The sequence below is a fragment of the Aureisphaera sp. genome (assembly GCF_059726885.1).
Window position 1 is genome coordinate 1,283,448 of the sequence record NZ_AP041051.1, and the last position, 26,499, is coordinate 1,309,946.

20 protein-coding genes are annotated in these 26,499 nt (G+C 42.5%); 13 read left to right on the top strand and 7 right to left on the bottom strand.

The window, feature by feature from the left end; all coding sequences use genetic code 11:
* Nucleotide 1: 1 nt before the first annotated feature.
* Nucleotides 2-898, bottom strand: coding sequence for an AraC family transcriptional regulator (locus AC6JAD_RS05730; RefSeq protein ID WP_461302098.1), 897 nt, complete (start codon nt 896-898; stop codon nt 2-4).
* A 184-nt stretch (nt 899-1,082) separates the two neighbouring features.
* Here AC6JAD_RS05730 and hemA point away from each other — a divergent pair, with 184 nt between their 5' ends.
* From hemA to hemB, 8 genes are read left to right on the top strand one after another with little or no spacing between them, the layout of a single operon-like run.
* Nucleotides 1,083-2,354: a glutamyl-tRNA reductase gene (hemA, locus tag AC6JAD_RS05735; RefSeq protein WP_461302097.1), complete on the top strand. Its 1,272-nt coding sequence runs from the start codon at nt 1,083-1,085 to the stop codon at nt 2,352-2,354.
* The gene (gene hemC, locus AC6JAD_RS05740) at nt 2,351-3,265 is read left to right on the top strand and encodes a hydroxymethylbilane synthase (RefSeq protein WP_461302096.1); all 915 of its coding nucleotides are present in this window, start codon (nt 2,351-2,353) and stop codon (nt 3,263-3,265) included. The genes hemA and hemC overlap by 4 nt, the downstream gene beginning before the upstream one ends.
* Before the next feature lie 20 nt (nt 3,266-3,285).
* Nucleotides 3,286-3,942, top strand: a complete 657-nt coding sequence (locus AC6JAD_RS05745; protein WP_461302095.1) for a uroporphyrinogen-III synthase — start codon at nt 3,286-3,288, stop codon at nt 3,940-3,942.
* The gene (gene hemE / locus AC6JAD_RS05750) at nt 3,929-4,966 is read left to right on the top strand and encodes a uroporphyrinogen decarboxylase (RefSeq protein ID WP_461302094.1); all 1,038 of its coding nucleotides are present in this window, start codon (nt 3,929-3,931) and stop codon (nt 4,964-4,966) included. Before AC6JAD_RS05745 ends, hemE begins: the two co-directional genes overlap by 14 nt.
* A 23-nt stretch (nt 4,967-4,989) precedes the next feature.
* Complete coding sequence (locus AC6JAD_RS05755) at nt 4,990-5,451, top strand: DUF6973 domain-containing protein (RefSeq protein WP_461302093.1); 462 nt, start codon at nt 4,990-4,992, stop codon at nt 5,449-5,451.
* 1 nt (nt 5,452) lies between these two features.
* Complete coding sequence (locus AC6JAD_RS05760; protein ID WP_461302092.1) at nt 5,453-6,196, top strand: EI24 domain-containing protein; 744 nt, start codon at nt 5,453-5,455, stop codon at nt 6,194-6,196.
* Entirely contained in the window at nt 6,193-7,098 is a 906-nt protein-coding gene (gene hemF, locus AC6JAD_RS05765; protein ID WP_461302091.1) for an oxygen-dependent coproporphyrinogen oxidase, read from the top strand. Before AC6JAD_RS05760 ends, hemF begins: the two co-directional genes overlap by 4 nt.
* Before the next feature lie 9 nt (nt 7,099-7,107).
* The gene (hemB, locus tag AC6JAD_RS05770) at nt 7,108-8,100 is read left to right on the top strand and encodes a porphobilinogen synthase (RefSeq protein WP_461302090.1); all 993 of its coding nucleotides are present in this window, start codon (nt 7,108-7,110) and stop codon (nt 8,098-8,100) included.
* Here hemB and AC6JAD_RS05775 read toward each other — a convergent pair.
* Both AC6JAD_RS05775 and AC6JAD_RS05780 read right to left on the bottom strand, forming a co-directional pair.
* Nucleotides 8,087-9,340: a hypothetical protein gene (locus AC6JAD_RS05775; protein WP_461302089.1), complete on the bottom strand. Its 1,254-nt coding sequence runs from the start codon at nt 9,338-9,340 to the stop codon at nt 8,087-8,089. The genes hemB and AC6JAD_RS05775 overlap by 14 nt on opposite strands.
* A 10-nt stretch (nt 9,341-9,350) precedes the next feature.
* On the bottom strand, nt 9,351-9,776 hold the full coding sequence (locus AC6JAD_RS05780; RefSeq protein ID WP_461302088.1) for a hypothetical protein: 426 nt from the start codon (nt 9,774-9,776) through the stop codon (nt 9,351-9,353).
* Nucleotides 9,777-9,934: 158 nt separating this feature from the next.
* On the opposite strand from AC6JAD_RS05780, the gene AC6JAD_RS05785 reads away from it, so the two are divergent.
* A complete protein-coding gene (locus AC6JAD_RS05785; RefSeq protein WP_461302087.1) occupies nt 9,935-10,459 on the top strand; it encodes a DinB family protein in 525 nt (174 codons plus the stop codon).
* Between the two features lie 42 nt (nt 10,460-10,501).
* Nucleotides 10,502-11,608, top strand: coding sequence for a CNNM domain-containing protein (locus tag AC6JAD_RS05790; RefSeq protein WP_461302086.1), 1,107 nt, complete (start codon nt 10,502-10,504; stop codon nt 11,606-11,608).
* On the opposite strand, the gene AC6JAD_RS05795 is transcribed toward AC6JAD_RS05790, so the two are convergent.
* A complete protein-coding gene (locus AC6JAD_RS05795; protein ID WP_461302085.1) occupies nt 11,605-13,821 on the bottom strand; it encodes a tetratricopeptide repeat-containing hybrid sensor histidine kinase/response regulator in 2,217 nt (738 codons plus the stop codon). The genes AC6JAD_RS05790 and AC6JAD_RS05795 overlap by 4 nt on opposite strands.
* Before the next feature lie 118 nt (nt 13,822-13,939).
* Here AC6JAD_RS05795 and AC6JAD_RS05800 point away from each other — a divergent pair, with 118 nt between their 5' ends.
* Genes AC6JAD_RS05800 through AC6JAD_RS05810 form a run of 3 tightly spaced genes read left to right on the top strand, consistent with a single transcriptional unit; the run spans nt 13,940 to nt 16,332 of the window.
* Entirely contained in the window at nt 13,940-14,416 is a 477-nt protein-coding gene (locus AC6JAD_RS05800; RefSeq protein WP_461302084.1) for a methylated-DNA--[protein]-cysteine S-methyltransferase, read from the top strand.
* Between the two features lie 9 nt (nt 14,417-14,425).
* Nucleotides 14,426-15,565: a serine hydrolase domain-containing protein gene (locus AC6JAD_RS05805; RefSeq protein ID WP_461302083.1), complete on the top strand. Its 1,140-nt coding sequence runs from the start codon at nt 14,426-14,428 to the stop codon at nt 15,563-15,565.
* A gap of 53 nt (nt 15,566-15,618) precedes the next feature.
* Nucleotides 15,619-16,332, top strand: coding sequence for a 3'-5' exonuclease (locus AC6JAD_RS05810; RefSeq protein WP_461302082.1), 714 nt, complete (start codon nt 15,619-15,621; stop codon nt 16,330-16,332).
* A 54-nt stretch (nt 16,333-16,386) separates the two neighbouring features.
* Here AC6JAD_RS05810 and AC6JAD_RS05815 read toward each other — a convergent pair whose 3' ends face one another.
* The 3 genes from AC6JAD_RS05815 to AC6JAD_RS05825 all read right to left on the bottom strand — a co-directional run bounded on the left by AC6JAD_RS05815 (nt 16,387) and on the right by AC6JAD_RS05825 (nt 26,354).
* A complete protein-coding gene (locus tag AC6JAD_RS05815) occupies nt 16,387-18,900 on the bottom strand; it encodes a M43 family zinc metalloprotease (protein WP_461302081.1) in 2,514 nt (837 codons plus the stop codon).
* A gap of 208 nt (nt 18,901-19,108) precedes the next feature.
* The gene (locus AC6JAD_RS05820) at nt 19,109-22,324 is read right to left on the bottom strand and encodes a choice-of-anchor B family protein (RefSeq protein WP_497866141.1); all 3,216 of its coding nucleotides are present in this window, start codon (nt 22,322-22,324) and stop codon (nt 19,109-19,111) included.
* Between the two features lie 103 nt (nt 22,325-22,427).
* Nucleotides 22,428-26,354 carry a M36 family metallopeptidase gene (locus AC6JAD_RS05825; protein WP_497866142.1) on the bottom strand — a complete coding sequence of 1,309 codons (3,927 nt, stop codon included), beginning with the start codon at nt 26,352-26,354 and terminating at the stop codon, nt 22,428-22,430.
* Nucleotides 26,355-26,499 lie beyond the last annotated feature (145 nt).

The following is a 26,499-nucleotide window of genomic DNA, read 5'->3' on the forward strand; positions in this document are numbered from 1 at the left end:
CTTAACCGTTCAATCCCATTACGAACTTCTTGGGTGTGGTTCCGAATTTCTTTTTAAAGGCCGAGATAAAATGACTGGCGGTACTATACCCCACTTTATGGCCTACCTCATTTACATTGTGGGTGCCTGATGCCAAAAGTTGTCGTGCCACTTCCATTTTATAATCGAATAGAAAACTGAATACCGAATCCCCATAAATCTGTTTGAAACCTTCTTTCAATTTATTGATGGGCAACTGAATTTCATCCGCAATTTCCTGCAAGGTGGGCGGTTCGGACATTCTGGAAATAACAATCTCCTTGGCCTTTTTAATCTTCGCGACATTCTGTTCGTCTACAAGGAAGGGACATTGCTCCACATCCACATCTTCTTCGCGGTTAAAATAAAGACTTAAAAGTTCGTACGCCTTACCCTTGAAATACAAGGATTTTACCGAAGGATGTAAGTTATAGTGTACCAATTGATTGAGGACAATGGACATGGAAGGGGAAATACGCCCGTCCTTGTAATATTTCCGATCCTTATTCTCTTCACTCAAAAAGGTGATATAATGTGCATCGGTAGAGAAAAACGTATGGAACTTCTTAATAGGTAATAACACCGAAAGCACCCAAGAATGAGGACTTACCGATACTTCTATGGGTAAATCGCGCTCAGGGTTGTACAATAAAAGAGAGGTATTATCCTGAATGGGCAACCTGTAGTTTCCATTATTGAAGCTGAAGGACGCATTGCCCTTTACACAAAAATGAAATTGAATAAAACTAGAGCTAACCTCGCGCTTAAACAACTGATTATCATCACTTTCATTACTGCATTTCAAGATTAAAAAACCCTCCTCGACTATGGTTTCTTCATAAATACCTTGAGCGATATTTTTTTGAGCATCTAGTTCCATAGTTTTATCTTTTTATTTAGAATCATTCTAAACTGAATCTTTCATTATGAGCTGTCAACCCCTAAATATAATGACATTTATCACCTTTCGGCATGGGTTGGTGCAAAATTAACAGTTTTCGATATTATTGATACCGCTAGCGTTATTTTTTCATTTTGGGTTCTTTTACTTTTGCATCGTTGCTATGAAAAATAACGCTAAAAGACATTTTTCAATTACTTCAGAAGGACATTTCTATGCTATTGGCCTTAATTACAAAAAGGCCGATGCCGAAATAAGGGGGCATTTCAGTGTTTCTGAAATTGCGCAAAACAATATCCTTGAGCAAGCCAAAGAGGAAGGAATCACTTCCTTAAGTATCATATCTACTTGTAACCGAACAGAAATGTATGGGTTTGCACAGCACCCATTTCAACTTATTAAGCTCCTTTGTGAACATACGCATGGAACAGTGGAGGAATTTGAAAAAGTGGCTTACGTGCACAAAGGAAGACATGCCATTCAGCATTTATTCAAAGTAGGGACAGGATTGGACAGCCAAATTTTGGGTGACTTCGAAATTATCAGTCAATTTCGTCAAAGCTTCCGAAATTCGAAGAAAAAGGGGTTGCTAAATGCTTTTATGGAGCGCCTGGCGAACGCTGTGATCCAAGCCAGTAAACGAATAAAAAACGAAACTGAAATCTCAACGGGAGCAACTTCAGTAAGCTTTGCAGCAGTACAATATATTATGGCCCGCGTGCCATACGTTTCCGAAAAAAATATTCTCCTCTTCGGTATCGGGAAGATAGGACGTAATACCTGTGAAAACCTTATAAAACATACCAAGAACGATCATATTACCCTCGTTAACCGCACTAAAATTAAGGCGGAAAAGATGGCCGGTAAATTCAACCTCCTCGTGAAGGACTTTGCCAATATACAGAGTGAAATTGCCCAAAGCGATGTACTTATTGTAGCCACAGGTGCTGATCGGCCTACAATCAATAAATCACTGTTACATCTTAAAAAGCCCCTACTTATATTGGATCTGTCCATTCCGAAGAATGTGGATTCCAATGTCACACAAAATGAGTGGGTAACCCTTGTTCACCTGGACGAACTTTCGCGTGTTACCGACCAAACCCTTGCACATCGCCAATCGCAAGTGCCTTTGGCCGAGGCTATCATTCAGGAAATCGAATCCGAATTCAATGTTTGGGCCGAACACCGCAGTTTTGCGCCTACCATACAAGCCTTAAAGGCTAAGCTTTCTGAGATAAAAGCAGGTGAAATTGATAATCAGAGACGAAAACTGGCCAATTTCGATACGGAACAGGCAGAAATTATTAGCGATCGCATCATTCAGCAAATTACCAAGCATTTCGCTAACCACCTTAAGGACGATTCGATAGAAACCTCTGAAAGTATTCATCTTATCCGTAAGGTATTCCAATTAGAAAACCAGCAATCGTGAACAAAATCATCCGAATAGGAACCCGCGATAGCCAATTGGCCCTATGGCAGGCCAAAACCGTACAGGAACAATTGGAAAATCTTGGATATCTCACGGAATTAGTCCCGGTTAAATCCACAGGGGATTTGGTATTGGACCAACCATTGTACGAACTTGGAATTACTGGCATCTTTACCAAAACCTTAGACATAGCCATGCTGAATGGCACGGTAGATATCGCCGTTCATAGTATGAAAGACGTGCCTACCTTGTTGCCAAAGGGTATCGTTCAAACCGCAGTGCTACCGCGAGCCAGTGTACAGGATGTTTTAGTAACGAAAGGCTCTTTTAATACAAATGAAAAGTGCACCATAGCAACTGGAAGCCTAAGGCGAAAAGCCCAATGGCTTAATCGCTATCCCCAACACGAAGTGGTGGGTTTACGAGGCAACGTAAACACTAGATTGAAAAAGCTCGAGGATAGCACTTGGCAAGGGGCAGTTTTTGCCAAAGCGGGCCTCCAACGTATTGACGTACTTCCGGAAAATCATTTGGAATTGGATTGGATGATCCCAGCTCCTGCTCAAGGGGCAATGGTAGTTGTTGCCCTAGCCAATGATGCTTTTTGTACGGATGCCACCTCAAAACTAAACCACAGGCCCTCCGAAATTGAAACACACGTCGAACGGGAATTTCTGCAGGTGTTAGAAGGAGGTTGTACCGCACCCATTGGGGCCCTAGCCAAAATTGATGGTGACAACATACATTTTAAAGGATGTCTGCTTGCTCTGGATGGCACTAAAAATTTGACAGTCGAGGAAACCATTACAACCGCAGCATTCAATAACTTCGGAAAAGAATGTGCAAGGAAACTATTGCAAGCTGGTGGTGCAGAATTGATGTCCGAAATTAAAGCCCAAACCCAGAAATAAAAGGCCGGTACCTAAAGCAAATGAAAACCATCCTATCCACTAAAAAATTGTCACTTTTCCAAAAGGAGCTTTTGCTTAATTCCGGGGTTCGATTTGTGGAATATGATGCCATATCGATCGTTCGACTTCATTTCGATGCTCCCAAACAAATAGATAATGCCATTGTTAGTAGTATGAATGGTACAAAACCCGTTTTGGAAAGTGAAACAAGTGTTTCAAATTGGTTTTGCGTAGGACCTAAAACAATGTCCTTTTTGGAAGAAAATGATCAAAATGTGGTTAAAATGGCTTCAAATTCAACTGAATTGGGTGATTTTATAGCAAAAAACTATAAAAAAGAAACTTTTTTCTATTTCTGTGGAGAGCAAAGACGGGACGAATTGCCAGATCGACTAAAAGATGAAAAAATTGAGGTTTTTGAAATAAAAACCTATAAAACTGAGCAAAAACCACGAAAATTCGATCAAAAATGGGATGGAATCCTATTTTTTAGCCCTAGTGGAGTGCAGAGTTATTTTTCCGAAAACAACACTAAAGATGCTATTTCCTTTTGCATTGGAGAAACCACCGCAGAAGAAGCAAAAAAATATACCCGTAACGTAATCGTAGCAAATTCGACTCGTATAGAGAGCGTGATTGCCAAAGCGGTAAAAACCTTACAATATGACCCAGATTAAAAATGATCTTTTTCTGAAAGCCCTTCGTGGAGAAACAGTAGAACGCCCTCCCGTATGGATGATGCGCCAAGCTGGAAGATACCTTCCGGAATTTATGGAAATTAAGGCCAAATACGATTTCTTTACACGTTGTCAAACCCCAGAATTAGCGAGTGAAATTACAGTGCAGCCCATTCGTCGCTATGGTATGGATGCGGCCATTCTCTTTAGTGATATACTGGTTATTCCACAAGCAATGAATATAGATGTGGAAATGAAAGCGGGTATTGGCCCATGGTTGCCAGACCCCATTAGGAAACCCTCCGACTTAGATCGCGTTATTGTTCCAGACGTAAATGAAACCCTTGGATATGTAATGGATGCCATTGATATGACCAAGGAAAAGCTAGATAACGACATTCCCTTAATCGGGTTTGCAGGAAGCCCATGGACCATACTATGCTATTGTGTGGAAGGGCAAGGGTCCAAAAATTTTGCCATGGCCAAAGAATTCTGCTTTACCCAGCCCGTTGCGGCACATGAGCTTCTTCAGAAAATTACCGATACCACAATTGCCTATCTCAAGGAAAAAGTGAAACATGGGGTGAATGCAGTTCAGGTTTTTGATAGCTGGGGTGGAATGTTATCCCCAACCGATTACCAGGAGTTTTCTTGGCAATATATTCAGCAAATTATTGATGCCTTAAAAGACGACACCCATGTTATCGCTTTTGGTAAAGGTTGTTGGTTTGCCCTTAATGAAATGGCCAAAAGTGGGGCTTCGGCCCTTGGGGTGGATTGGACTTGCTCCGCCAGAAATGCACGCTATTTAACTGGGGGGAATATTACATTGCAAGGAAATTTCGACCCTTCCCGCCTATTGAGCCCACCTTCAGAAATAAAGAAAATGGTCACTCAAATGATCCGGGAATTTGGTAAGGACAAATACATAGTGAACCTGGGACACGGAATTCTGCCTAATATCCCGATCGAAAATGCGGGCGCCTTTGTAGAGGCAGTAAAAGAATATTCAGAAGACGCTTGAACCTTTGGGCGCGCATACAAAGATTGAGTCTAAAAGGAATCCTCCATTTCGGATGGTTGTTTTTAACACACCCTTTGTTAATTTGGCCCACTTGGGAAGCCACGAAAAAGACCTTTACAATTTGTAATGAGTTGTATGGTAAAAGTCATCATAAAAGCAATAAAGCAAATGCTTTCAGGCATGCCTTATGGAATATATGGATTAGCCATAAAACACTGAAAAGAACAAAAAATGTTCAAAAAAGTATCGTTTTCACTCAAAAAGTAACCGATTTATACGAAAAAGCAACAAAAAATGACAATTTCGATCAGGAAATGGATTTCCACAACAATCGAATTGGAAGGGAACTGTTTTTAACGATTTTGGACAAAAATGAGTTAGAAATGGTTAATTTGGTTCAGAAAATGGCGGAAAATGCGCAAAAAGTGAAGCATATTGAAGAAATACGAAAGTACGAAACCCAACTTGTCTACATAACTGAATGAGATGATAAAAAACATTTTTCGAGGGATAAAGGCATATAGTGGCACCTTCAAGTTAATAGGTGAGCTCGGGCTATGGAAGTACTTCGGCATTCCCATGCTCATTAGTCTTGTTACAGCCTCTGTAATCGGAATTGCAGCTTGGGGATGGAAAGATAATATAGCTAACCTCATCGATAAAATCTGGATTTGGGAATGGGGCTCGCAGACGTTTCACACTATCGGTGAAGTATTAGGTGTTTTCTTGATAGTGGCTATCGGTTTTATTCTGTACAAACATATAGTAATGGCTTTAAGTGCACCCTTCATGAGCCCTGTTTCAGAAAAAATAGAAGCCCATATTACTGGAGTGAGCCATTCACACCGCAAGACATCCTTTATGTCACAATTGTGGCGTGGTATTCGAATAAATGTTCGCAATCTTCTAATGGAATTGTTTCTGTCTATTCCTATTTTATTGCTAAGCTTAATACCATTGGTGAATATCTTGACCACACCTTTGCTGTTCTTGGTACAGTCGTATTACGCCGGTTTTGGAAATATGGACTACACTTTAGAACGGCATTATAGTTATTCAGAAAGCCTTCCATTTGTAAGAAAGCATAGTGGCGTTGCCACGGGTAACGGAATTGTATTCATGGCTATGTTAATCATCCCCGTTATCGGTATTATACTTGTACTCCCGTTATCTGTAACCGCAGCTACTACCGAAACCCTACGGCTTATCCATTCAGAAAAAAAATCATGAAGAAGCAATTTGTTTCCTATATAAAAACCTTACAGAATAGCATTACAGCTTCATTAGAAGCCATAGATGGTACAGCGGTATTCAAAGAAGATCCTTGGGTTCGACCCGAAGGTGGTGGTGGACGCACCCGTGTTATTGAAAACGGAAAAGTATTCGAAAAAGGGGGTGTCAATATTAGTGAAGTACATGGGACTTTGCCCGAAAGCATGCAGCAGTACTTTGGTGTAAAAGATGCCAATTTCTTCGCATGTGGATTAAGTTTGGTGTTGCATCCTAAAAATCCCTTTGTTCCCACCGTACATGCCAATTGGCGATATTTCGAAATGTACAACAAGGATGGTGCTATTGTAGATCAGTGGTTCGGTGGCGGGCAGGATCTTACTCCTTACTATCTTTTTGAAGAGGATGCCGTCCACTTTCATTCGGTTTGCAAGAAGGCTTGCGATGCACACGATCCAGAATTCTATCCAAAATACAAGACACGTTGTGACGAATATTTTTATAACAGTCACCGCAACGAATCAAGGGGAATTGGAGGTTTGTTCTTCGATTATCTGAAAAAAAGTGAATCCATGAACATGCAATCTTGGTATAATTTTGTGACCGAAGTTGGGAACAGTTTTTTACAAGCCTACGTTCCCATTGTGGAAAGAAGAAAGGATATTCCGTATACCCAAGATCACAGGAATTGGCAAGAGATAAGAAGGGGGCGTTATGTTGAGTTCAATTTGGTGCACGACAAAGGCACTTTGTTCGGATTGAAAACCAATGGCCGAATAGAAAGTATCTTAATGAGTCTTCCCCCTCATGTGCAGTGGAAATATGATCATCATCCGGAACCGGGTAGTGAAGAAGAAAAGTTGATTAAAGTCTTACAGAGCCCAAAAATGTGGGTTCATTAATTCAAATATATGTACCCTTTACGTAGAAACAGACGCTTACGAACTTCTGAAGCCATTCGCAGCCTTGTGCGCGAAACCATTATTACACCCAACGACTTTTTAGTTCCCCTTTTCGTGGTAGAGGGAAAAGGCATAAAAGAAGAAATAACCTCTATGCCCAACTACTATCGCTACAGTTTAGATCTATTGGAGAAGGAGGTTAAGGAATTATGGTCACTAGGCCTTAAAAGTGTATTGCTTTTTGTAAAAGTTCCTGATTCCTTGAAGGATAATAAGGGTAGTGAAGCGCTGAACACTAATGGCTTAATGCAGAGGGCCGTTAAAACAATTAAAAATGCTTGCCCGGATATGCTGGTCATGACCGATGTCGCACTCGATCCCTATTCCAGTTATGGCCATGATGGTATTGTTGAAAACGGCATTATAGTAAACGATGATACTGCAGAAATACTTGCCGATATGTCCCTTTCGCATGCAGAAGCCGGTGCCGATTTTGTAGCACCAAGTGATATGATGGATGGGCGGATATTGACGATTCGTGAAGCTTTGGAAGATGAAGGCTTTACAAATGTTGGAATCATGAGCTACAGTGCTAAGTATGCTTCCGCATTTTATGGCCCGTTCAGGGATGCATTGGATAGTGCTCCCGTAGATATGGCCAATATTCCAAAGGACAAAAAGACCTACCAAATGGACCCCGCCAATCGGGACGAAGCACTTAGGGAAACGGAAATGGACATAGATGAAGGTGCAGATATTGTGATGGTCAAACCCGGAATTGCCTACCTGGATATAGTTCGTGAAATTCGAAACGAAGTCGAAGTCCCCGTTGCGGTATATCAGGTAAGTGGTGAATACGCCATGATAAAAGCCGCCGCCGAAAAAGGGTGGCTAGATCATGATGCAGTAATGATGGAGCAAATAACTGCTATTAAAAGGGCCGGGGCTCACATAATAGCAAGTTACTTTGCAAAAGACGTGGTGAAGCTTATTGCTGGTTAAACGATTTTTCTCCAGAATTCAAGCCCCAGTTAATTCCTAAAATAGACACTAAATTGTCGTCAACTGGAAAATCCTTTCCAAAACCACCCACAAGGGACAAGTTATTGTTTAGCTGATAGGTAATATTCCCCACGGAACGGAACTGATCATCATTTCCTGAACGTTCCAAATATTCATAGGAAAAAGTGAATTTGTCTATCTCTAATTCCACCTTAGCTCCATAATCCCAGAAAGTAGTACTTGTGTACATCCCATTGGCATCCAACTGAAAACCATCGTCTATATATTTTCCAATGGCCAAAATGTGTAAGTAACGATCTTTAGACATGCCCAAAGCCACATCGGCCGTTAACCAACTTCCAAAACGATTGGCCGTTGACGAATTAATATCATTATCCTTGAATAAAATACTGTAACCAATCGCCCCGTCCAGCCTAAAGTTAGGCTTAACGTTTTTTGGATTGTTTACAAAGCTCTCTACCAAGGGGCATCGTTCGTCTAAATATCGCTGGAGCATATCCTCTGAAGTAATATTCTCCAATCCCATATTCTTCAAAAGCTCGGGGATATCTACACCCATTCCCTCGTCTTTCCATGCAATAAACTCTTTGGCATACTTCAGGAATTCCTTCTTAAGCGCCTCATCAGTACTATTTCTGACACCGTAACAACTCCCTGTCCCAATTTTGGCAACATCGTACATGGTGGTATAGTATTCTTCGAACTTAACATTAAGTGGATCTTGAACACCCCCCTTGATACGTTGTATAGCATCATTTACTTTCTTTACCCGATCCTTACTATACAATTGTACAATAGTAGTCCTAGCTCCAAAACCCACTACATTTCGGGCCGTATCAATACTCGTAAATGTTTTGTTGATATAACCCAAGGAAACAGACCAGTCCGTTTTCAAACCAATAAAAGGATCGATGCGGTCTTCCCCATCCTTTCCCGATCGTATTCCCCGAAATCTTCGATAGGAACGCTTCCCTTCAAAATCAATGTACCAATATGGGTTTAATTCTACTGCAATATTGGTGTTCTCAAAGCCATTGGATAGGTACAAGGCAAGGCTTTTAATATTATCTGGGGTATAAATCTGTGTAGGGCTTTCATCCAACAATGTAAATGCTGGATTACTCACACTTTCGAAATTAAAATCGTTTATAGAGGCATTTTCCTGTGCCCATAGGCTTGCAGCTCCAAATAGGAATAGGAGGAATAGTGACTTTTTCATGACTGTTTTTTTAGGTTAGTGTTATCGATACCTTTTTAATGACCATAAAAGTTTCATCGTCGGCCCTTCCATCATCATACTCCGATGGGTCCTGTCCGAATGCAGATTTAAAATCCACTGAAGCTCCCCCATCAAAGTTATAGTCTATTGTTGTTTGTTGCATAACCAGCTCTTTACTGGGCATCTGAGTGGAATCTACAATAAAGCTGGTCTTTATTTTAATGATGGGACGGTCCGTAAGCATTTCCTTATCCACTTCCGCTTTGTAGATGCCGTTAGAAATTTCGGTCACAGTAATTTTACGCCACTGTCTCGGAGTATCTTCATGATACACGGTCACCATAACTTCATTTGGGCCATCTAATGCGGCATCACTTGACGGTTCAATAATAATGTCTAAAGGATTGGAATCCTTGGGTGTTTGATAGTTTTCCATGGTTAAAAATTGTTTAGTTAAACGCGCGACTGGGGAGCACGAAGCACAACTGGGGAGATTAATTCTTTAATCCTATGGCAAGGATTCAATTTCTTACAGTAAATTTATAACCAATCTATTTAAAAACCATACCCTTTACCCGCTATTTTCTAAAAATTATGACAGAATCTATAAAAAAGTCGGTATTCATTTGTTCTCTAGTGTTCTCATTTACAGCATTTTCCCAAAAATCATCGCCAAAGGAGGTCTTTTTGGAGAAATGGGAAAACTCCAAAAACTACCTTATTGGTATTGCGGAAGCCATGCCAGAGGAAGCTTATGATTTTAGCCCTACCGAACGGCAAATGAGTTTTAAGGAACAGCTTATGCACATAAAAGGAAATATGGACTGGCTAAGTACCACTTATTTTTCGGAGGAAACTTTCGAAAGAAAAAAAGGGGAACTTCCTGCTACAAAAGAAGAAACTGTTGCCATACTAAAAGCCGCTTTTGATGCTACAGCAGCTCATGTAGAAAAAGCCTCTGAGGAATCCCTTGGGGAAACCGTCGAATTCTTTGCAGGCCCCAAAAGCAAATTGCAAATTCTCAATTTACTTCAGGATCATGTAACGCATCATCGAGGCCAATTAATCGTATATCTAAATTTGAAAGAAATTGAACCCCCCAGATATTCAGGTTGGTAATAGGTTTATACAAAGTAGTATCTTTACTGAAATTTCTAAGGAATGACACTATTAATCGTTTACGCGATACTTTCCATTTTTTTCTCGTTTCTATGTTCTATTCTGGAAGCAGCCTTACTTAGTTTCACTCCGTCCTTCATTAAAATGAAGGCTACCGAGGGCAAGGGCTTCGCTACTACATTAGCAAAGTTGAAAAAAGATATAGACAAGCCCTTAATCGCAATTCTTACCATAAATACAATAGCCCATACCGTAGGTGCAATTCTGGTAGGTGTTGAAGCAGAAAAGCTTCCTTATAAGGTTGAAATATTAGGTGTCAATATTGTTGGGATCGTCTCTGCTATAATGACTATTCTTATCCTTGTGGTTTCGGAAATTATCCCAAAAACAATTGGAGCTACATATTGGAAAAAGTTAGGGCGATTTACAGCCATTACCCTAAATGCCATCATCTTTCCATTAAAATACACCGGTATCCTTTGGGTTTTGACCCTAACTACCAAGCTTATCGGTAAATCGGCGCATGTAAATACCATGAGCCGTGAAGAATTTATCGCCATCACCGATGCCGCCGAAAAAGAAGGGGTTTTTGAGGAAAGCGAAAGCAATGTAATTAGGAATTTGTTGGTCTTTAAGTCTGTTCAGGCCAAAGATGTAATGACGCCATTTCCCGTGGTAGTTTCTGAAGATGAGACGACATCTCTGCAGGATTTCTACAACGAACATAAGAACCTACGTTTCTCTAGGATCCCTATCTACAAGGACAAGACACATAACATTACTGGATTTGTAATGAAAGATGATATCCTTGAGGAAATTGTTGAAGATCATGAAAACAAGGCACTAAGCGAATTACGCAGGGATATTTTTGTGGTCGATGCCCTAAAGCCCATCCCGGAATTATTTGAGACTTTCATTAAGAAGCGCGGGCACATTGCATTGGTCGTTGACGAATTTGGCAATACCATTGGAATTGTAACCATGGAAGATATCATTGAAACCTTGCTAGGCCTCGAAATCATGGATGAAAGTGATGCAATTGAAGACATGCAGGTGGCCGCTAGAAAAAATTGGGCACGAAGGGCGCAACGCATGGGGATTGAACTTACAGATACCACGCCTAAGGATAAACCTGAAGAAGACTCCTAAGCCTGAATGGTATTCACATTCCTTAGGATGGTCGTTAGAAACTGGGAAACATCATAGGGTTTTAGAATGATATCATTCATTCCTGCCTCCATTACTTCCTTCCTTATTTCAGCAATTTCTACTGCAGTTAGTGCAACAATAGGTGTTACATCATTCATTTCCCTAATAATACGGGTCGCCTCTACACCATTCATGTTCGGCATATGGATATCCATTAGAATAAGATCATATTCGTGTTGCTTCACCAGTTCGATTGCCTCCAAACCATCATTGGCCAAACTACACTGGAAATGCCTGGTCTCTAATATTTTCTGCGTGATCTTCTGGTTAATTCGGTTATCATCTACTACCAACACATGCAAGTTATCTAAAGAAGAAGATGTTTGCATGAGGCCTTCTGGCGTGAATTCGCTCATCCCGCTCTCATCCTCTGCTATATATTCCTTCAAATCAATTTCAAAAGAGAAACTAGCTCCGTTTCCAACTTCGCTAATAAGCTGAACCTCACTATTAAACAATGCCAGTAACTTCTTTACAATAGGTAGCCCCAATCCAGTCCCCTGATAATTATAATTATTCTGCTCTACCTGCGAAAACTCTTCAAAAATGGTTTCTTGTTTGTCTTTCGGAATTCCAATACCATCATCCTTAACAGTAAATAGGGTTCTGTATAAACCTGAAGGGGTCACTTCCAATAAATTAATCGATACCCAAATATTTCCATTTTCATTGAACTTAACCGCATTGCCAACCAAATTCATCAAAACTTGAGACAATCGTACAGAATCCCCCAGTACTTGTACAGGAAGACTTTCGTCCATGTGCAAATGAATTCTATTGTTGTTTTGTTCTAAACTGAAGGCAAACGATTTTGCTATGTTTTTTAAAAGCGAATTGAGCACAAATGGTGTTTTTTCAATCCTGATCCCGTCGGCATCCATCTTATTTAGGGTAAGCACGTCATTAATGAGTGCCAATAAATAATCTGCAGAGAATTTTAAGGAGGTTAGGTCGTCTTTATGGGAAGAGAGTTTTTTGTCTTCCATTAAAATAGAGGAAAGCCCAATGACTCCGTATAATGGAGTACGCAACTCATGAGACACCGTAGAAAAAAACTGGGTTTTTAGTTTTGAAAGCTTTTCTGCTTGGTTTTTGGCTTCCGTGAGCTCCCTATTGTTTTCCCTTAGTTTATGTATTAGCTTTTTTCGTGTTTTTAGAAGTCGGTAGAACAAGATAAGCCCAATTAACAACACAAGGGAAGCCGCAATAAAAATGGCAAGGACCAAACGGGACTTTGCCACAAGAGCGTCCTTTAGTGCCTCCTCTTTTTTGGCAATCTCCAAATCCTTTTGGTATTGTTCTACTTCAAACTTTGCACTGGCCTCATACATACTGAGCTCTTTCCCCAACTCATATCTTTCCTTGTCTATTTCACTTTGTTTTCTAAGGCTTTGGCTCGCCAATTCAAATTTCCCGGCGCGCTCGTAAACCAAGGAAAGGTATTCGTGGGATTGGGATGCCTGCTCCAAGTAATTATCGGCTTCGGCGGTGGCAGCCGCCTTTACAAGAATTTCGGTAGCAAGTGCATTATTCCCCTTGTAGTAATAATAACGTCCAAATAAAATATCGAGATTTAGAATCAAAAGAGGATGCTGCTCCTTTACTTCAATTAATGCCTCTGCCTTCTCTAGAAATGGGAACGCCCTTTCATGCTGTTTCACATCTAAATAGGTCCAGCCTATATTCATGTATTGCACCAAATTCTCCACATCATGAAAGCCTGCTTTACGATTTACTGCTATGGCTTTTTCATAAAAGTCAATGCTCTTCTGGTATCTGGAGGTGTCCTCGGAATACACATTCCCTAAATTGTTGTATGACCAAGAAATTAGGCTATCTACTCGGGTAGAAACGGCCTGTTCCACTGCTTTTTCAAAATAGAATCGTGCCTTCGCAGTATCACGAACCGCATAATGAACCAAGCCTAGTTCATCGTATCCACGAAAGATAAAATATTCGTTTTTGGATTTGGTGGCTTCTTCAACAAGGATGGCACTCGTTTCGATAGCATCTTTGTAGTTATAGTCGTAATAATAATCTTTTATCTGCTTTAATAAGGAGGTAAGACTATCTTTAGAAATATCCTGTTGACCATACGTCTGGGATACACCAAAAAAAATAAATACGATAAGGAGTTTACACGAGATTCGCATAAGGTTAAGTTTGGAGCTTGGGCATAAATCTAAGTATAAACCATCTGATTACAAAGCAATTACATCAATTAAAGGGCTCATTTAGCTAAAAATACGTAAAAACACGTACCTTAGATATGTGGAAAAAGCATACCTACATACCCCAATTGGCCGTCTTGCGATACAAGGAGATAAGGACGGTTTACATTCTGTAATATTTGAGGAAAGTGATGTCGGGGCAGTCACCGAAATTATTCCAGAGCCCTTGCTTCCGGCAATTACCCAACTCAAGGAATATTTCAATAAAACCCGGACTCATTTTGATTTGAAACTTAATCCTGAAGGCACCGCTTTTCAGAAAAAAGTTTGGACCCAATTATCCGATATCCCTTTCGGCAAAACCGCTACCTATCAACAAATGGCAAATAGGTTGGGCGATCCTAAAGTTATTCGCGCTGCAGCCTCAGCAAACGGAAAAAATCCAATTTCAATCATTATTCCGTGCCACCGGGTCATCGGGTCGGACGGTTCCCTAACTGGATACGCAGGTGGGTTGCATCGAAAAAAATGGCTGCTGGAACACGAAAGCCCCATAACACAGGGTAAGCTATTTTAATTTGAAATTATGAGACGCATTAAAAAATTCTTCAAATGGTTTTTTATATTAATCATAGCCTTGGTTCTACTGGCCTATGCTACGGATCATGAATATATTCTTAAAGGTGTTCGTGTGGTCTACATGACGGGTCATACCACGGCCTATATAGATGATCATCCACATTTTGAAAACATGTCGATCGCCAAGGGCAACGCGCCTCAACCTTGGCCAAATCATATCGACTATAATTCGGTCCAGCCTACAAATAAGCTTCAGGAAACAAATAAGGAATTAGGGACTGTGGCCTATGTTATCATAAAAAATGACAGTATTTGGTATGAAGACTACGCAGAAGGTTATGGCGTCAATTCACAAACCAATTCTTTTTCCATGGCCAAGAGTATTACTTCAGCACTTTTGGGAAAAGCCATACAAGATGGATATATTACCTCCTTAGAACAACCCATCGGTGATTTTTTCGAACAATACAAAGGAGAGAAAACCACTGTAGGGGATTTATCATCCATGGCATCTGGTTTGGATTGGGTAGAACATTATACCAGCCCCTTTAGCATAACAGCTAGAGCGTATTACGACGATGATTTAGGAAGTACGATTTTGGGGCAAAAAGTTACCGAAGAACCAGGAAAAGAATTTAAATACCTAAGTGGGAACACACAATTATTGGGGATGATTATTGAAAAAGCCACTGACAAAAAAATCGCAGACTATCTTTCAGAAAGTTTCTGGAAACCCATGGGGTTTGAAAATGAGGCCATTTGGCAAATAGACGACAAAGAGCATAAACTGGCCAAAACGTTTTGTTGTATTGCTAGTAATGCCAAGGATTTTGCCCGATTTGGAAAGCTGTATAAAGATCACGGAAATTGGAATGGCAGACAAATTTTAGATTCGACATTCGTGGCCAAATCTACCCATAAACGTTTCGAAAATGATCCCGAATACGGGTATGGTTTTTGGCTGAGCGATCACCTAAACAAGCACATATTCGTTATGCGTGGAATTTTAGGCCAATATGTCATCACTATTCCTGAAGACGACATCATCATTGTTCGATTAGGGCACTCCATTGGGCCTTGGGACAGCCGGGATTTCAGCAGTGATTTCTATATCTATGTGGAAGAAGCATATGAGATGTTGAATTAACGTCTTTTTTTAGTAATTTTAATTCTCTCCCTCTCTATTAAATAACTCGACAAATGGTGAAACGCATCCATCTGGAGCATATACTGTTTCTGGACATTGAAACAGTTCCCCAACATGAACACTATCAGGAACTCGATGAGGTGACTCAGGAGCTTTGGGAGAAAAAAACCGAATATCAACGCAAGGACACCTTTACTGGGGAAGAATTTTATGACAGGGCGGGTATTTGGGCAGAATTTGGGAAAATTGTCTGCATCAGCTGTGGATACTTTAAGCTGAATGGAGACCTTCGCAATTTCCGTGTGACCAGCTTTCATGGGGATGAAAAACAGATCTTACTTGATTTTAAAACACTGCTTGAAACCCATTTTAACAAGCCACAGCATTTATTGTGCGCACATAATGGAAAGGAATTTGACTTTCCCTACATCGCCCGTCGCATGATCATTCTTGGAATTGATATTCCCTTTAAACTGAATCTCTTTGGAAAAAAACCATGGGAAGTCCCTCATCTAGATACTTTAGAGCTATGGAAATTTGGGGACTACAAAACATTTACCTCTCTCAAGCTTATGGCACATGTACTGGGTATTCCATCTCCAAAAGAGGACATAGACGGGAGTCAGGTACGCAATGTGTATTATGAGGAAAGGGATATAGATCGCATTATCATGTATTGTGAAAAGGATACGGTAACAGTTGCCCAAATCCTTTTAAAGCTTAGAAATGAAACGCTTTTAGACGATAGTGAAGTACTTTCTGTATAAAAAAACGCCCGCATAAAGCGGGCGTTCTTCTGAAAAAAAATTATTCTAGATTGGTTATTCTACAATAAAGCTTTCTATTACTTTTTCTCCATTAATATCAAGTTGTATTACATACATACCTGCTTGTAATTGAGAAACATCAATCTGCTCATTATAAGCACCTTTGCTTACTTGTTGACCTAGCATATTGTAAATGGCATACGCTGTAGCTTTACTACCCGTAACTTCAACATTCAATACACCTTTACTTACTGGGTTCGGGAAAAGTACCACTTCAGTAACATTAGATAAAGCAGTGTCATTTCCATTTCTAGCACCTCCAGTAGCGGTTACTGAAATATTATCAATAGCTATGTCTGCTTGCCATGTTCCACCAGTTACTCGATTGAAGCGTAACTGAACACCTCCACCTACGTAACTTGTAAGATCTACACTTGCAGATAACCAGCTATTTCCTTTGTTTCCGGATTCATTCCAGATACTTGACCAAGAGGCTCCGTCATCTGTACTGATCTCAAGATCGATAGTTCCCATATTGGAAGAACCGTACATATGATAATTGAAGTCGAAACTTGCTGAGGACATTCCAGTTAAATCTAAACAAGGTGAGTTAATGATTGCTTGCTTATTTGGATAACCTGTACCATTTCCAGAGGCTTCTACAAAGATGTACCATGAAGATCCTGAACCTGAAGATGGACCAGTTCCATTAGATGGAGTTCCATTGCTATCTCTTGTCCAGTTAAGGTCATCACCAGAAGCTTGAGTCCATAGACCAATTGAAGTTTCAAAACCTTCATCGTATGGTAAGCTTTCTCCATTGGCGCATCCAACAGGACAAGGCGCACAACTACTTCCTCCACAATCTACACCGGTTTCATCACCGTTCTGAATTCCATCTGTACAAGTTGGAGCAGGTACCGATGTAATTACAGTTAGATCGTCGATTGCCATATCTCCTTGCCAAGTGGTCCCGGTTACCCCATTGAAACGAAGTTTCAGTAGGCTTCCATTATAGGCCGAAAGATCTACATTGGCACTCATCCACGCGTTTCCTTGATTTCCTGATCTACTCCAAATCGTAGTCCAGTTAATATCATCGATAGTCGCTTCTAATGCTAAACTTCCCATTGCTGAAGATCCATACATATGGTATTGGAAAGAGATGCTTGGTTCAGTTGCACCACTCAAATCTAAACAAGGAGCATTTAAGATGGCTCTTTTGTTAGAATAGTTTGGTGAAGATGATTCCATATAAATATAATAGGAACCGTCATCTGCTCCAGAAGGACCTGTATTATTTGATGGAGTATTTCCAGAGTTTAATGACCAGTTAAAGTCGTCTCCAGAATCCTGAGTCCACGCTCCCAATGTATTCTCAAAACTTTCGTTGTATGGGAAATCAGTTATGGTAGAGCTACATGCGATCTGGCAAGGTGCACAGTCCGGTCCTCCACAGTCAACTCCAGTTTCATTTCCATTCTGGATGCCATCGTCACAAGTTGGTTCTGGACAAGGAGCACAGTCCGGTCCTCCACAGTCAACTCCAGTTTCATTTCCATTCTGAATACCATCGTCACAAGTTGGTGTCGGTGGTGGTCCACATTTGGAAGAAGCTCCCAAAGCAGCTCTTACACCTCCAGGAAGTAAGGTTACCCTCATTCTATCCGTTTGTCCTTGTGTAAATAAATTCATACAAGAGTCATCACTATAGTCCATATAATTCTGAACCATATCTACAGTCCCACAAGAAACGTGCGACGGATTACATCCGTAATTGTAAAGATCGGATTCCGGAGTATCACTTACGAAATCATCATATCCACATGGTCCGTCTCCCCAGATATGTCTAAGGTTTAAAAAGTGTCCAACCTCATGAGTTGTCGTTCTTCCTAAATCGAATGGCGGGCTTACCTGTCCAATTCGTCCAAAATAGTTATATCCCATTACAACACCATCGGTTGCAGCAGGTCCTCCTGGAAATTGAGCAAAACCAAGTAGTGTTTGCCCGTTGTCACGAAGTAATTTTGGTACAGTCCACATGTTTAAATATTCACTGGTATCCCAAGGATCAATTCCTCCTTGCGCAGTTTTCTTCATGTTGTTGGTAGATTGATACCAGTTTTCTTGGGTTGTAGACTTTCTAGTAATCCCAGTTGTTGCGTTACCATTTGGATCTACAGTTGCCAAACAAAACTCTATCTGAGTATCTGCCGCCTGTGACCACGTATTATCGGCATCACTATTTGTTCTTCTAAAGTCTTCATTAAGTACATCAATTTGCGACAAAATTTGAGCATCGCTGATGTTGGTAGTCGAGTTGTTGTAAAGAATGTGTACTACCACAGGAATGGTAATGATATCACCATTAATCTCCCTGTTGCTATTAAGTTCTTGAATTTTCTGTTGCGTATAATCCTCGATTTGTTGCATACGCATTTCTAATTGGGGGTCTTCCTGAAGTCTTCTATCTAGATCGTCCATGGCTGCACAATTACGTTCCTGTGCAAATGTCACCATAGATACCATTAGAAAGCTAAACAATAGGAATTGAGTAGTTTTTTTCATTTCAGTTTGGATTTAGTTATAAAGTGATTTGGTTTTAATGAATTGACAGCGAAGTAAATATATTCTTACAAACTGCCAAACATTTTTCGATTAAGTGCATATAATCATGGTTGAAATGGAAAATTCCTACATTTTGTATGGTTTATCCATAATATAAAAAACCCATCTCCTTTCGGAAATGGGCTTATAAGGTCCTAAAATTAATATGTTATTCCACTAGGAAGTTTTTGACTATGTTCTGACCATCTATGGTAACCTGCAGCAAGTACATGCCGCTTTGTAATTGCGATACATCGATGGCCTTTTGTATGGTGCCACTTGCAACCAACTGACCCACAACATTATATATAGTGTATTCCCTTGCACTGCCTCCTTTAATGGCAATATTTAAATATCCTCCACGAACAGGATTGGGATATAGGAATAATTCCTGAGTGCTAAGGGATATTGCCTGTGGGGTATCTCCAGTACTTTGGAATGAAGTTGGGATCACCACAATGTAGTCCTCCACCTCTCCCCACTGGAAGCTCTCACAGGAGGTAGGTATTCCGTTGTACTTCATCGACACGCGCATCCTGGTCGGACCTGGGGATGCCCCGGCCGGAACACTGAAACTGCCCGTGATCGGGGTCGCTGTGGTCGCCGCCCTCGAGTACGCAAGCTCGTTAGCGTCGCCAAAGTCACCATCCCGGTTCCAGTCCACAAAGACCGCATAGCCCTCGCTGTACACCGTGCCCGTCCACAACGGGGTGATCGTGATGCTGTTGCTCGCAGACAGGTTCGTCGACTGGCTCGTGAAATCACCGTAACCGCCCGCCGAAGCGCCCGTGCTGTTGTCGATGCTGCCTATCTGGACGCGCTGTATGTACTCGTCGCTGGTGTTGTTGCCGTTAGAGGCACAGTAGCCCGTCGGTGGGGTACCACCGCCCCCGCCGGAGGTCACCGCAACGTTGTCTATGGCAATGTCCGCCTGCCAGGTGCCCCCCGTGATGCGGTTGAATCGCAACTGGACCGTACCGCCCGCATAGGCATCAAGGCTCACGCTCTGTGCGTTCCACTGGTTGCCCTGGTTGCCCGTCTGGCTCCAAAGGCTAGCCCAAGTGGAACCGTCGGTGCTCGCCTCAACGGAGATGCTCCCCATGTCCGTAGAACCGAACATGTGGTAGTCGAAGGTAAAACTGGCCTCGGTCTCCCCGCCTAGGTCGATACAGGGCGAGTTCAGTATGGCCTGCTTGTTGGGGTAGCCCGTTCCGTTGCCGGAGGCCTCAACGTACATGTACCAGGTACTGCCGGAACCGCTCGATGGGCCCGTGTTGTTCGAGGGCGTACCACCGCTGTCGCGGGTCCAGTCAAGGTCGTCGCCCGAAGCCTGTGTCCAGGCACCGATCGAGCTCTCGAACCCTTCGCTGTATCCAACCGATACCCCGCCGGTGCACCCGCCACCACCGCCGCCGGTGGTCGTCGCGTTGGCAGTGTTGCTGAAACCGGAGTTGTTACCAGCAGCATCAAAGGCGCGAACCGTGAAACTGTAAGAAGTCGCCGCAGTTAAGCCTGTGACATCAAAGAAGGTGTTGGACGTAGTGCTAATGCTCGATCCGTCCTGAAAAACCTCATATCCCGTTACACCCACATTATCTGTAGAAGCGTTCCAATTTAACATAAGTGAATTCTCTGCAATATTGGATGCCGTTAGGTTTGTAGGAACAGTAGGTGCTTGGGTGTCTGAGCCTCCTCCGCTTTGCAATTGAATATTATCTAATGCGATATCTGCCTGCCATGTACTTCCCGTAAGTCTGTTAAATCGCAGTTGTACTGTTCCCCCGACATACGCATTTAGGCTTATGGATTCTGAATTCCATTGGTTCCCTTGGTTGCCCGTTTGGCTCCAAATACTTGACCAAGTGGCACCGTTATCGGTACTAACTTCCAGGCCGATACTTCCCATATCCGTAGCTCCAAACATGTGATAATCGAAATTGAAAGTAGCCTGGGTTTCTGTGGTCAAATCAAAGCAGGGTGAATTTAGAATCGCTCTTTTATTTGGATACCCAGTACCATTTCCAGAAGCCTCTACATAAACATAAAACGTACCATCGCTACCGGAAGAGGGTCCCGTATTATTAGAAGGGGTTCCCCCGCTATCACGGGTCCAGTTAAGGTCATCCTGAGCAGATTGTGTCCAAGCACCCAGGGAGCTTTCAAAACTCTCACCATATGGAGCAGATTCTGTTCCTGTGCAAGTGCCGCCACCGCCACCGCCAGTACTTTTTTTGATTAAGAAGAATCCCCCTTCAATATCACTAAGAACTATGTTACCACTATCAAAATAGGGGTACACATTCCAAACTCCGTTAAATGCGGCAGAATCGCTTGAAGGATAAGTGTCAAAATATCCTATTTCTGTCATATTCTGGCTTCCAATAGTAGACACATCGAGTATTCGAACCCCTGCACGGTAGTTGGCTAAATAGAAAATGTCCCCTTTTACATATCCATTGTGGTCTATCGCGGGTGTTGGTCCATTATAGATCATATGTTGTTGCGGATTATCCAAATCTAAAAAATCGAATACAATGGTTCGGGTATTGAAACCAATATTGGTTTCATCCAATTCATCCCCAAGAATAAAATAGCGCACATCTTCAGTAAACCAACCCTGGTGTGTATAACCTACATTGGGATAATTAATAGACGAAATTGCCGTTGGATTTGCCTTATCCGTAATATCGACAATCACCACTTCATTTTCATTGCTGCCTATTAATATCTCCCTACCTGTATAATCGGAATCGGGTCCATTGTAGGTAATAACTTGTGCATCATGGCTATATCCATCCATTGAATATCCTCCAGCTGCCGTTGGGTTCGTTGGATTCTGGATATTCACAAAATGGGGTCCTCCGTTAAAGGTAGAAGTCCCCACGGCATAGGCATATCCCGAGCTCTCATTAATAACAATATTATGGGCATTTCCAAAATTCGTATATCTCGTATCCGCAGTAAAAGTTTGCGGTGGATTGGTCACATTTCTAAGTCTGGTTAAATCAAAAACCTGCATCCCGTGGTTTGCTGCTTCGCTTACTATGAATGCATGGTTATTGTACACCTTAACATCCCGCCAAGAGCTATTGGATGTAGCTGTTGGGAGTTTTCCCAAATACACGGCATTTACGGGATCTGAAATATCAATGAATGCGGTCCCATTATTCAATCCAATTATAGCATATTCATTTCCCGTTTGGCTATCTGTCCATCCCCAGCTGTCATTTCCAGCTCCCGCACTCATCTCGGCAAGGGTTATATGTGACATAAGATCGTAATCATTGCATGGATAAGATCCGGCGAATCCATTCTGACATGGGGTCTGTCCGAAACCTATCAAACTACACAATGAAAAAATGATAAAGTAAAATGATCTTTTCATCTTTATGTTTTTAAAAATTAATGAAAAAAAGTCCCCACTTCCTGCACGACTGAGTCTTGCAGGAAGGTGGGGACTGTTTAATTACAGGTAGTAAGGAAACTTACTACTCCACTATAAAGCTTTCAATTAGTTTCTGTCCATCGACAGTTACTTGAAGCATATACATTCCACTTTGTAATTGTGACACATCAATGGTTTCTGCAAAGGCACCCTTTGCCACCATTTGACCAACCACATTATAAATGGTATAATCGGATACATTCGTACTTGCAACTTTTACATTCAAGACACCTCTATTAACAGGGTTTGGATATAATGTGAAGTCTATGCTTGCACTTTGGATACTATCCTCGCTGTCTCCAGAGAATCCTTGGAATGAAGTTGGGATCACCACAATGTAGTCCTCCACCTCTCCCCACTGGAAGCTCTCACAGGAGGTAGGTATTCCGTTGTACTTCATCGACACGCGCATCCTGGTCGGACCTGGGGATGCCCCGGCCGGAACACTGAAACTGCCCGTGATCGGGGTCGCTGTGGTCGCCGCCCTCGAGTACGCAAGCTCGTTAGCGTCGCCAAAGTCACCATCCCGGTTCCAGTCCACAAAGACCGCATAGCCCTCGCTGTACACCGTGCCCGTCCACAACGGGGTGATCGTGATGCTGTTGCTCGCAGACAGGTTCGTCGACTGGCTCGTGAAATCACCGTAACCGCCCGCCGAAGCGCCCGTGCTGTTGTCGATGCTGCCTATCTGGACGCGCTGTATGTACTCGTCGCTGGTGTTGTTGCCGTTAGAGGCACAGTAGCCCGTCGGTGGGGTACCACCGCCCCCGCCGGAGGTCACCGCAACGTTGTCTATGGCAATGTCCGCCTGCCAGGTGCCCCCCGTGATGCGGTTGAATCGCAACTGGACCGTACCGCCCGCATAGGCATCAAGGCTCACGCTCTGTGCGTTCCACTGGTTGCCCTGGTTGCCCGTCTGGCTCCAAAGGCTAGCCCAAGTGGAACCGTCGGTGCTCGCCTCAACGGAGATGCTCCCCATGTCCGTAGAACCGAACATGTGGTAGTCGAAGGTAAAACTGGCCTCGGTCTCCCCGCCTAGGTCGATACAGGGCGAGTTCAGTATGGCCTGCTTGTTGGGGTAGCCCGTTCCGTTGCCGGAGGCCTCAACGTACATGTACCAGGTACTGCCGGAACCGCTCGATGGGCCCGTGTTGTTCGAGGGCGTACCACCACTGTCGCGGGTCCAGTCAAGGTCGTCGCCCGAAGCCTGTGTCCAGGCACCGATCGAGCTCTCGAACCCTTCGCTGTATCCAACCGATACCCCGCCGGTGCAACCGCCGCCGCCGCCGGTGGTCGTCGCGTTGGCAGTGTTGCTGAAACCGGAGTTGTTACCAGCAGCATCAAAGGCGCGAACCGTGAAACTGTAAGAAGTCGCCGCAGTTAAGCCTGTGATGTTCGCAGTAGTAGCTGTCACTGTCCCAATACTGGAACCTCCTTCGAATACTTCATATCCTGTCACACCCACATTATCCGTCGATGCATTCCAGTTCAGTGTTAGGGTCGTATCCGCTATGTTAGAAGCAACCAAACCTGTTGGTGCTGATGGCGCTTCAGTATCTGCAGTACTTCCACCTTGCATGCTAAATCCATCTAAAGCGATATCTGCCTGCCAAGTACTTCCTGTAACTCTATTGAAACGCATTCGGAAATTACTTTCCCCAGCATAACTATTCAAGTTTATGCTTTCGGCATTCCATTGATTCCCTTGGTTGCCCGTTTGGTTCCAAACACTTGACCAAGTGGCACCGTCATCGGTACTAACTTCCAGGTCGATACTTCCCATATCCGCAGCTCCAAACATATGATAGCTGAAATCGAAAGTAGCTCCCGTTTCCCCACTTAGGTCATAACAAGGAGAGTTTAGGATTGCCCTTTTGCTTGGGTACCCAGTACCGTTTCCGGAAGCTTCTACATATATATAGAACGTTCCATCGGCCGCAGTCGCAGGCCCAGTATTGTTAGAAGGGGTTCCCCCACTATCACGGGTCCAGTTAAGGTCGTCCTGTGTGGACTGACTCCAGTTTCCAAGATCACTCTCGAAGCTCTCATCATCAGGATAAGTCGCTACGGTACCAGAACAAGCATCTGGGCTTCCTCCGCCACATCCACTTGTGAATGATGTTGATTGGTCGGTATTTGTATTGGTTCCTCCATTGGTATTTTCATTGGCATCTACCCCAACTCCACGAGCTGCGAAAACGTCCCAAATAATACAATTATAGGCTCCACCGTAAAGGTCTTGATCTGCCTGAAGGATTCCATCACGACCTGATACAAAACCAGGGTTGTTAGCCGTATTTTTGAGACCTTCAATAATTAAGGCCATAGCTACATTATTACCTCCTGTTCCGTTGTAAAAGTCTGTATCGAATCCATCCTGAGCTACCAAAGCCCAAGTTAAATCCCAGATAATGGTTGCCCAAGCATATCCCACACCGTGAGGAACAGCCAATCCACCAATGTCGCCATAGGTAGTACCGTTGATAGAGGTATCTGTAGAATAGGGTGTTGGTCGAATTCCGCTACCGCTCGAAGTCTGTCCTAAGGCAAAATTTCCAATTCCACGGGAATCGGTTCCTGCATCTCCAGTTTTCATGGTTAGCATTAAACCAAACCAGTCACTCCATCCTTCACCCATTTGTTCTGATCCACCTAAACCATTGGTTCCAGGTCCACCAACCAAACGTATGGAAATACCGTGTCCGTACTCATGAGCTATAATTCCATTATCCAAATCACCATCAATTTGTGGATTTCCAGACCAAAGGAACATCTGCATTCTTGGATTACCTCCTTCTGTAGGGGTAGAGAAGTTAGCATTGTTAAGCCCTGAGCCATCCTGAGCATCGGCATTTACAGAATCGCCTCCAACTCCACCTTTTCCATAGTTGTTTTCTTGGAAGTTACCACTGGCTTCATCAAATCCATATTGGTAGTATACATCGTGCATGATGTTATTCCAGTAGAAAAGGTTGGTAATGGCCGCTGATTGGTACGTGCTAGGCTGATTACTTAAATTTATAGGAAAGTTGAAATCCAAACCGGATCCACCATCTGGGGAGAAACCAGTTCCATTATTTCCATTTGCATCTTCTTGTGCCCACACATTATTACCACGTGTAATTGTGTATTCGGCTCCAGCAGAACCATTGGTATCATGCCAACCAAAAGGAGATGCCGTTAAATTTTGAGGATCGTTTACAATGCTACGCCCTCCATCAAGTGGGCTTTCTAATGGCATTGGATATACATTATAGCTTTCTCCAGCTACAAAGTTTGCTGGGCCTTCAATCACTGGTGCTTCCTCTACAACAGACTCTGCGCCATGATTATGGTTTTCATGATCTTCTCCCCAGTTACAGGTAATAACCCAATCTTCGGTACGGAGTACCTGACCATTCGTGGCATCAATATTTTCGTTCCACCAATGTTGACCATCCTTTTGATAGAAACTTACGTTCCAAACCAATCGAATTTCCCCATTGTACATTTGGTACATTGGTTTTACTTTAATGGGTTCCAGAGCTGCTCTAGTGTCGTTATACACAAAAGTGCCTTCGGCATTACGTGTTCCCTGAAGTGCGGGAGCCATTAGGCCGTGATGCTGAACCGTTTTCATTACGGCTGCTTCTGGTGTTAATGACGCCTGGGTTGTAGCGACCCTCTCCGATACATTGGAAACGAACTGGTCTATATGCCAAGTTACTTTTCCATTTTTCACCGTCAGTTTATAGGTGGCATACTGAATCGGAATATTGTTTAGCATTTGTTGCACATAAACGTGCTTTACATCAGGATTCAAGGAAGGAACTACATCGGTTATCTTCCATTGTGTTAAATCTCCTTGTTTGAAATGGGATTCTCCCTTAAGGACATTGAAATAGTCTTGTACTATCCCATCCATCAAACTTTGGGAAATGGTTAATTGTCCTACCATACATAGTAGCACAAAGAGGTACATTTTTTTCATTTTTAATAGTTTATGATTAGTGTGTTTTCATACCAAAAAAGGCATACGTCTCCAGTGTCTTCCATGGGGAAAACAAGGTAAAGGGTCAACGATAAAGGGAGTAATTAGTTGCTAAGGGGAAAACTGCCTAGAAAAATCGTATTCG

What these genes read in the sequence shown, in the direction of transcription:
- AC6JAD_RS05815 (WP_461302081.1), bottom strand. Translation starts at nt 18,900, where the DNA reads ATGAAAAAAACTACTCAATTCCTATTGTTTAGCTTTCTAATGGTATCT.
- AC6JAD_RS05805 (WP_461302083.1), top strand. Translation starts at nt 14,426, where the DNA reads ATGAGACGCATTAAAAAATTCTTCAAATGGTTTTTTATATTAATCATA.
- hemB (WP_461302090.1), top strand. Translation starts at nt 7,108, where the DNA reads ATGTACCCTTTACGTAGAAACAGACGCTTACGAACTTCTGAAGCCATT.
- AC6JAD_RS05730 (WP_461302098.1), bottom strand. Translation starts at nt 898, where the DNA reads ATGGAACTAGATGCTCAAAAAAATATCGCTCAAGGTATTTATGAAGAA.
- AC6JAD_RS05825 (WP_497866142.1), bottom strand. Translation starts at nt 26,354, where the DNA reads ATGAAAAAAATGTACCTCTTTGTGCTACTATGTATGGTAGGACAATTA.
- AC6JAD_RS05760 (WP_461302092.1), top strand. Translation starts at nt 5,453, where the DNA reads ATGATAAAAAACATTTTTCGAGGGATAAAGGCATATAGTGGCACCTTC.
- AC6JAD_RS05785 (WP_461302087.1), top strand. Translation starts at nt 9,935, where the DNA reads ATGACAGAATCTATAAAAAAGTCGGTATTCATTTGTTCTCTAGTGTTC.
- AC6JAD_RS05810 (WP_461302082.1), top strand. Translation starts at nt 15,619, where the DNA reads ATGGTGAAACGCATCCATCTGGAGCATATACTGTTTCTGGACATTGAA.
- AC6JAD_RS05775 (WP_461302089.1), bottom strand. Translation starts at nt 9,340, where the DNA reads ATGAAAAAGTCACTATTCCTCCTATTCCTATTTGGAGCTGCAAGCCTA.
- AC6JAD_RS05780 (WP_461302088.1), bottom strand. Translation starts at nt 9,776, where the DNA reads ATGGAAAACTATCAAACACCCAAGGATTCCAATCCTTTAGACATTATT.
- AC6JAD_RS05795 (WP_461302085.1), bottom strand. Translation starts at nt 13,821, where the DNA reads ATGCGAATCTCGTGTAAACTCCTTATCGTATTTATTTTTTTTGGTGTA.
- hemA (WP_461302097.1), top strand. Translation starts at nt 1,083, where the DNA reads ATGAAAAATAACGCTAAAAGACATTTTTCAATTACTTCAGAAGGACAT.
- AC6JAD_RS05790 (WP_461302086.1), top strand. Translation starts at nt 10,502, where the DNA reads ATGACACTATTAATCGTTTACGCGATACTTTCCATTTTTTTCTCGTTT.
- hemF (WP_461302091.1), top strand. Translation starts at nt 6,193, where the DNA reads ATGAAGAAGCAATTTGTTTCCTATATAAAAACCTTACAGAATAGCATT.
- hemE (WP_461302094.1), top strand. Translation starts at nt 3,929, where the DNA reads ATGACCCAGATTAAAAATGATCTTTTTCTGAAAGCCCTTCGTGGAGAA.
- AC6JAD_RS05745 (WP_461302095.1), top strand. Translation starts at nt 3,286, where the DNA reads ATGAAAACCATCCTATCCACTAAAAAATTGTCACTTTTCCAAAAGGAG.
- AC6JAD_RS05820 (WP_497866141.1), bottom strand. Translation starts at nt 22,324, where the DNA reads ATGAAAAGATCATTTTACTTTATCATTTTTTCATTGTGTAGTTTGATA.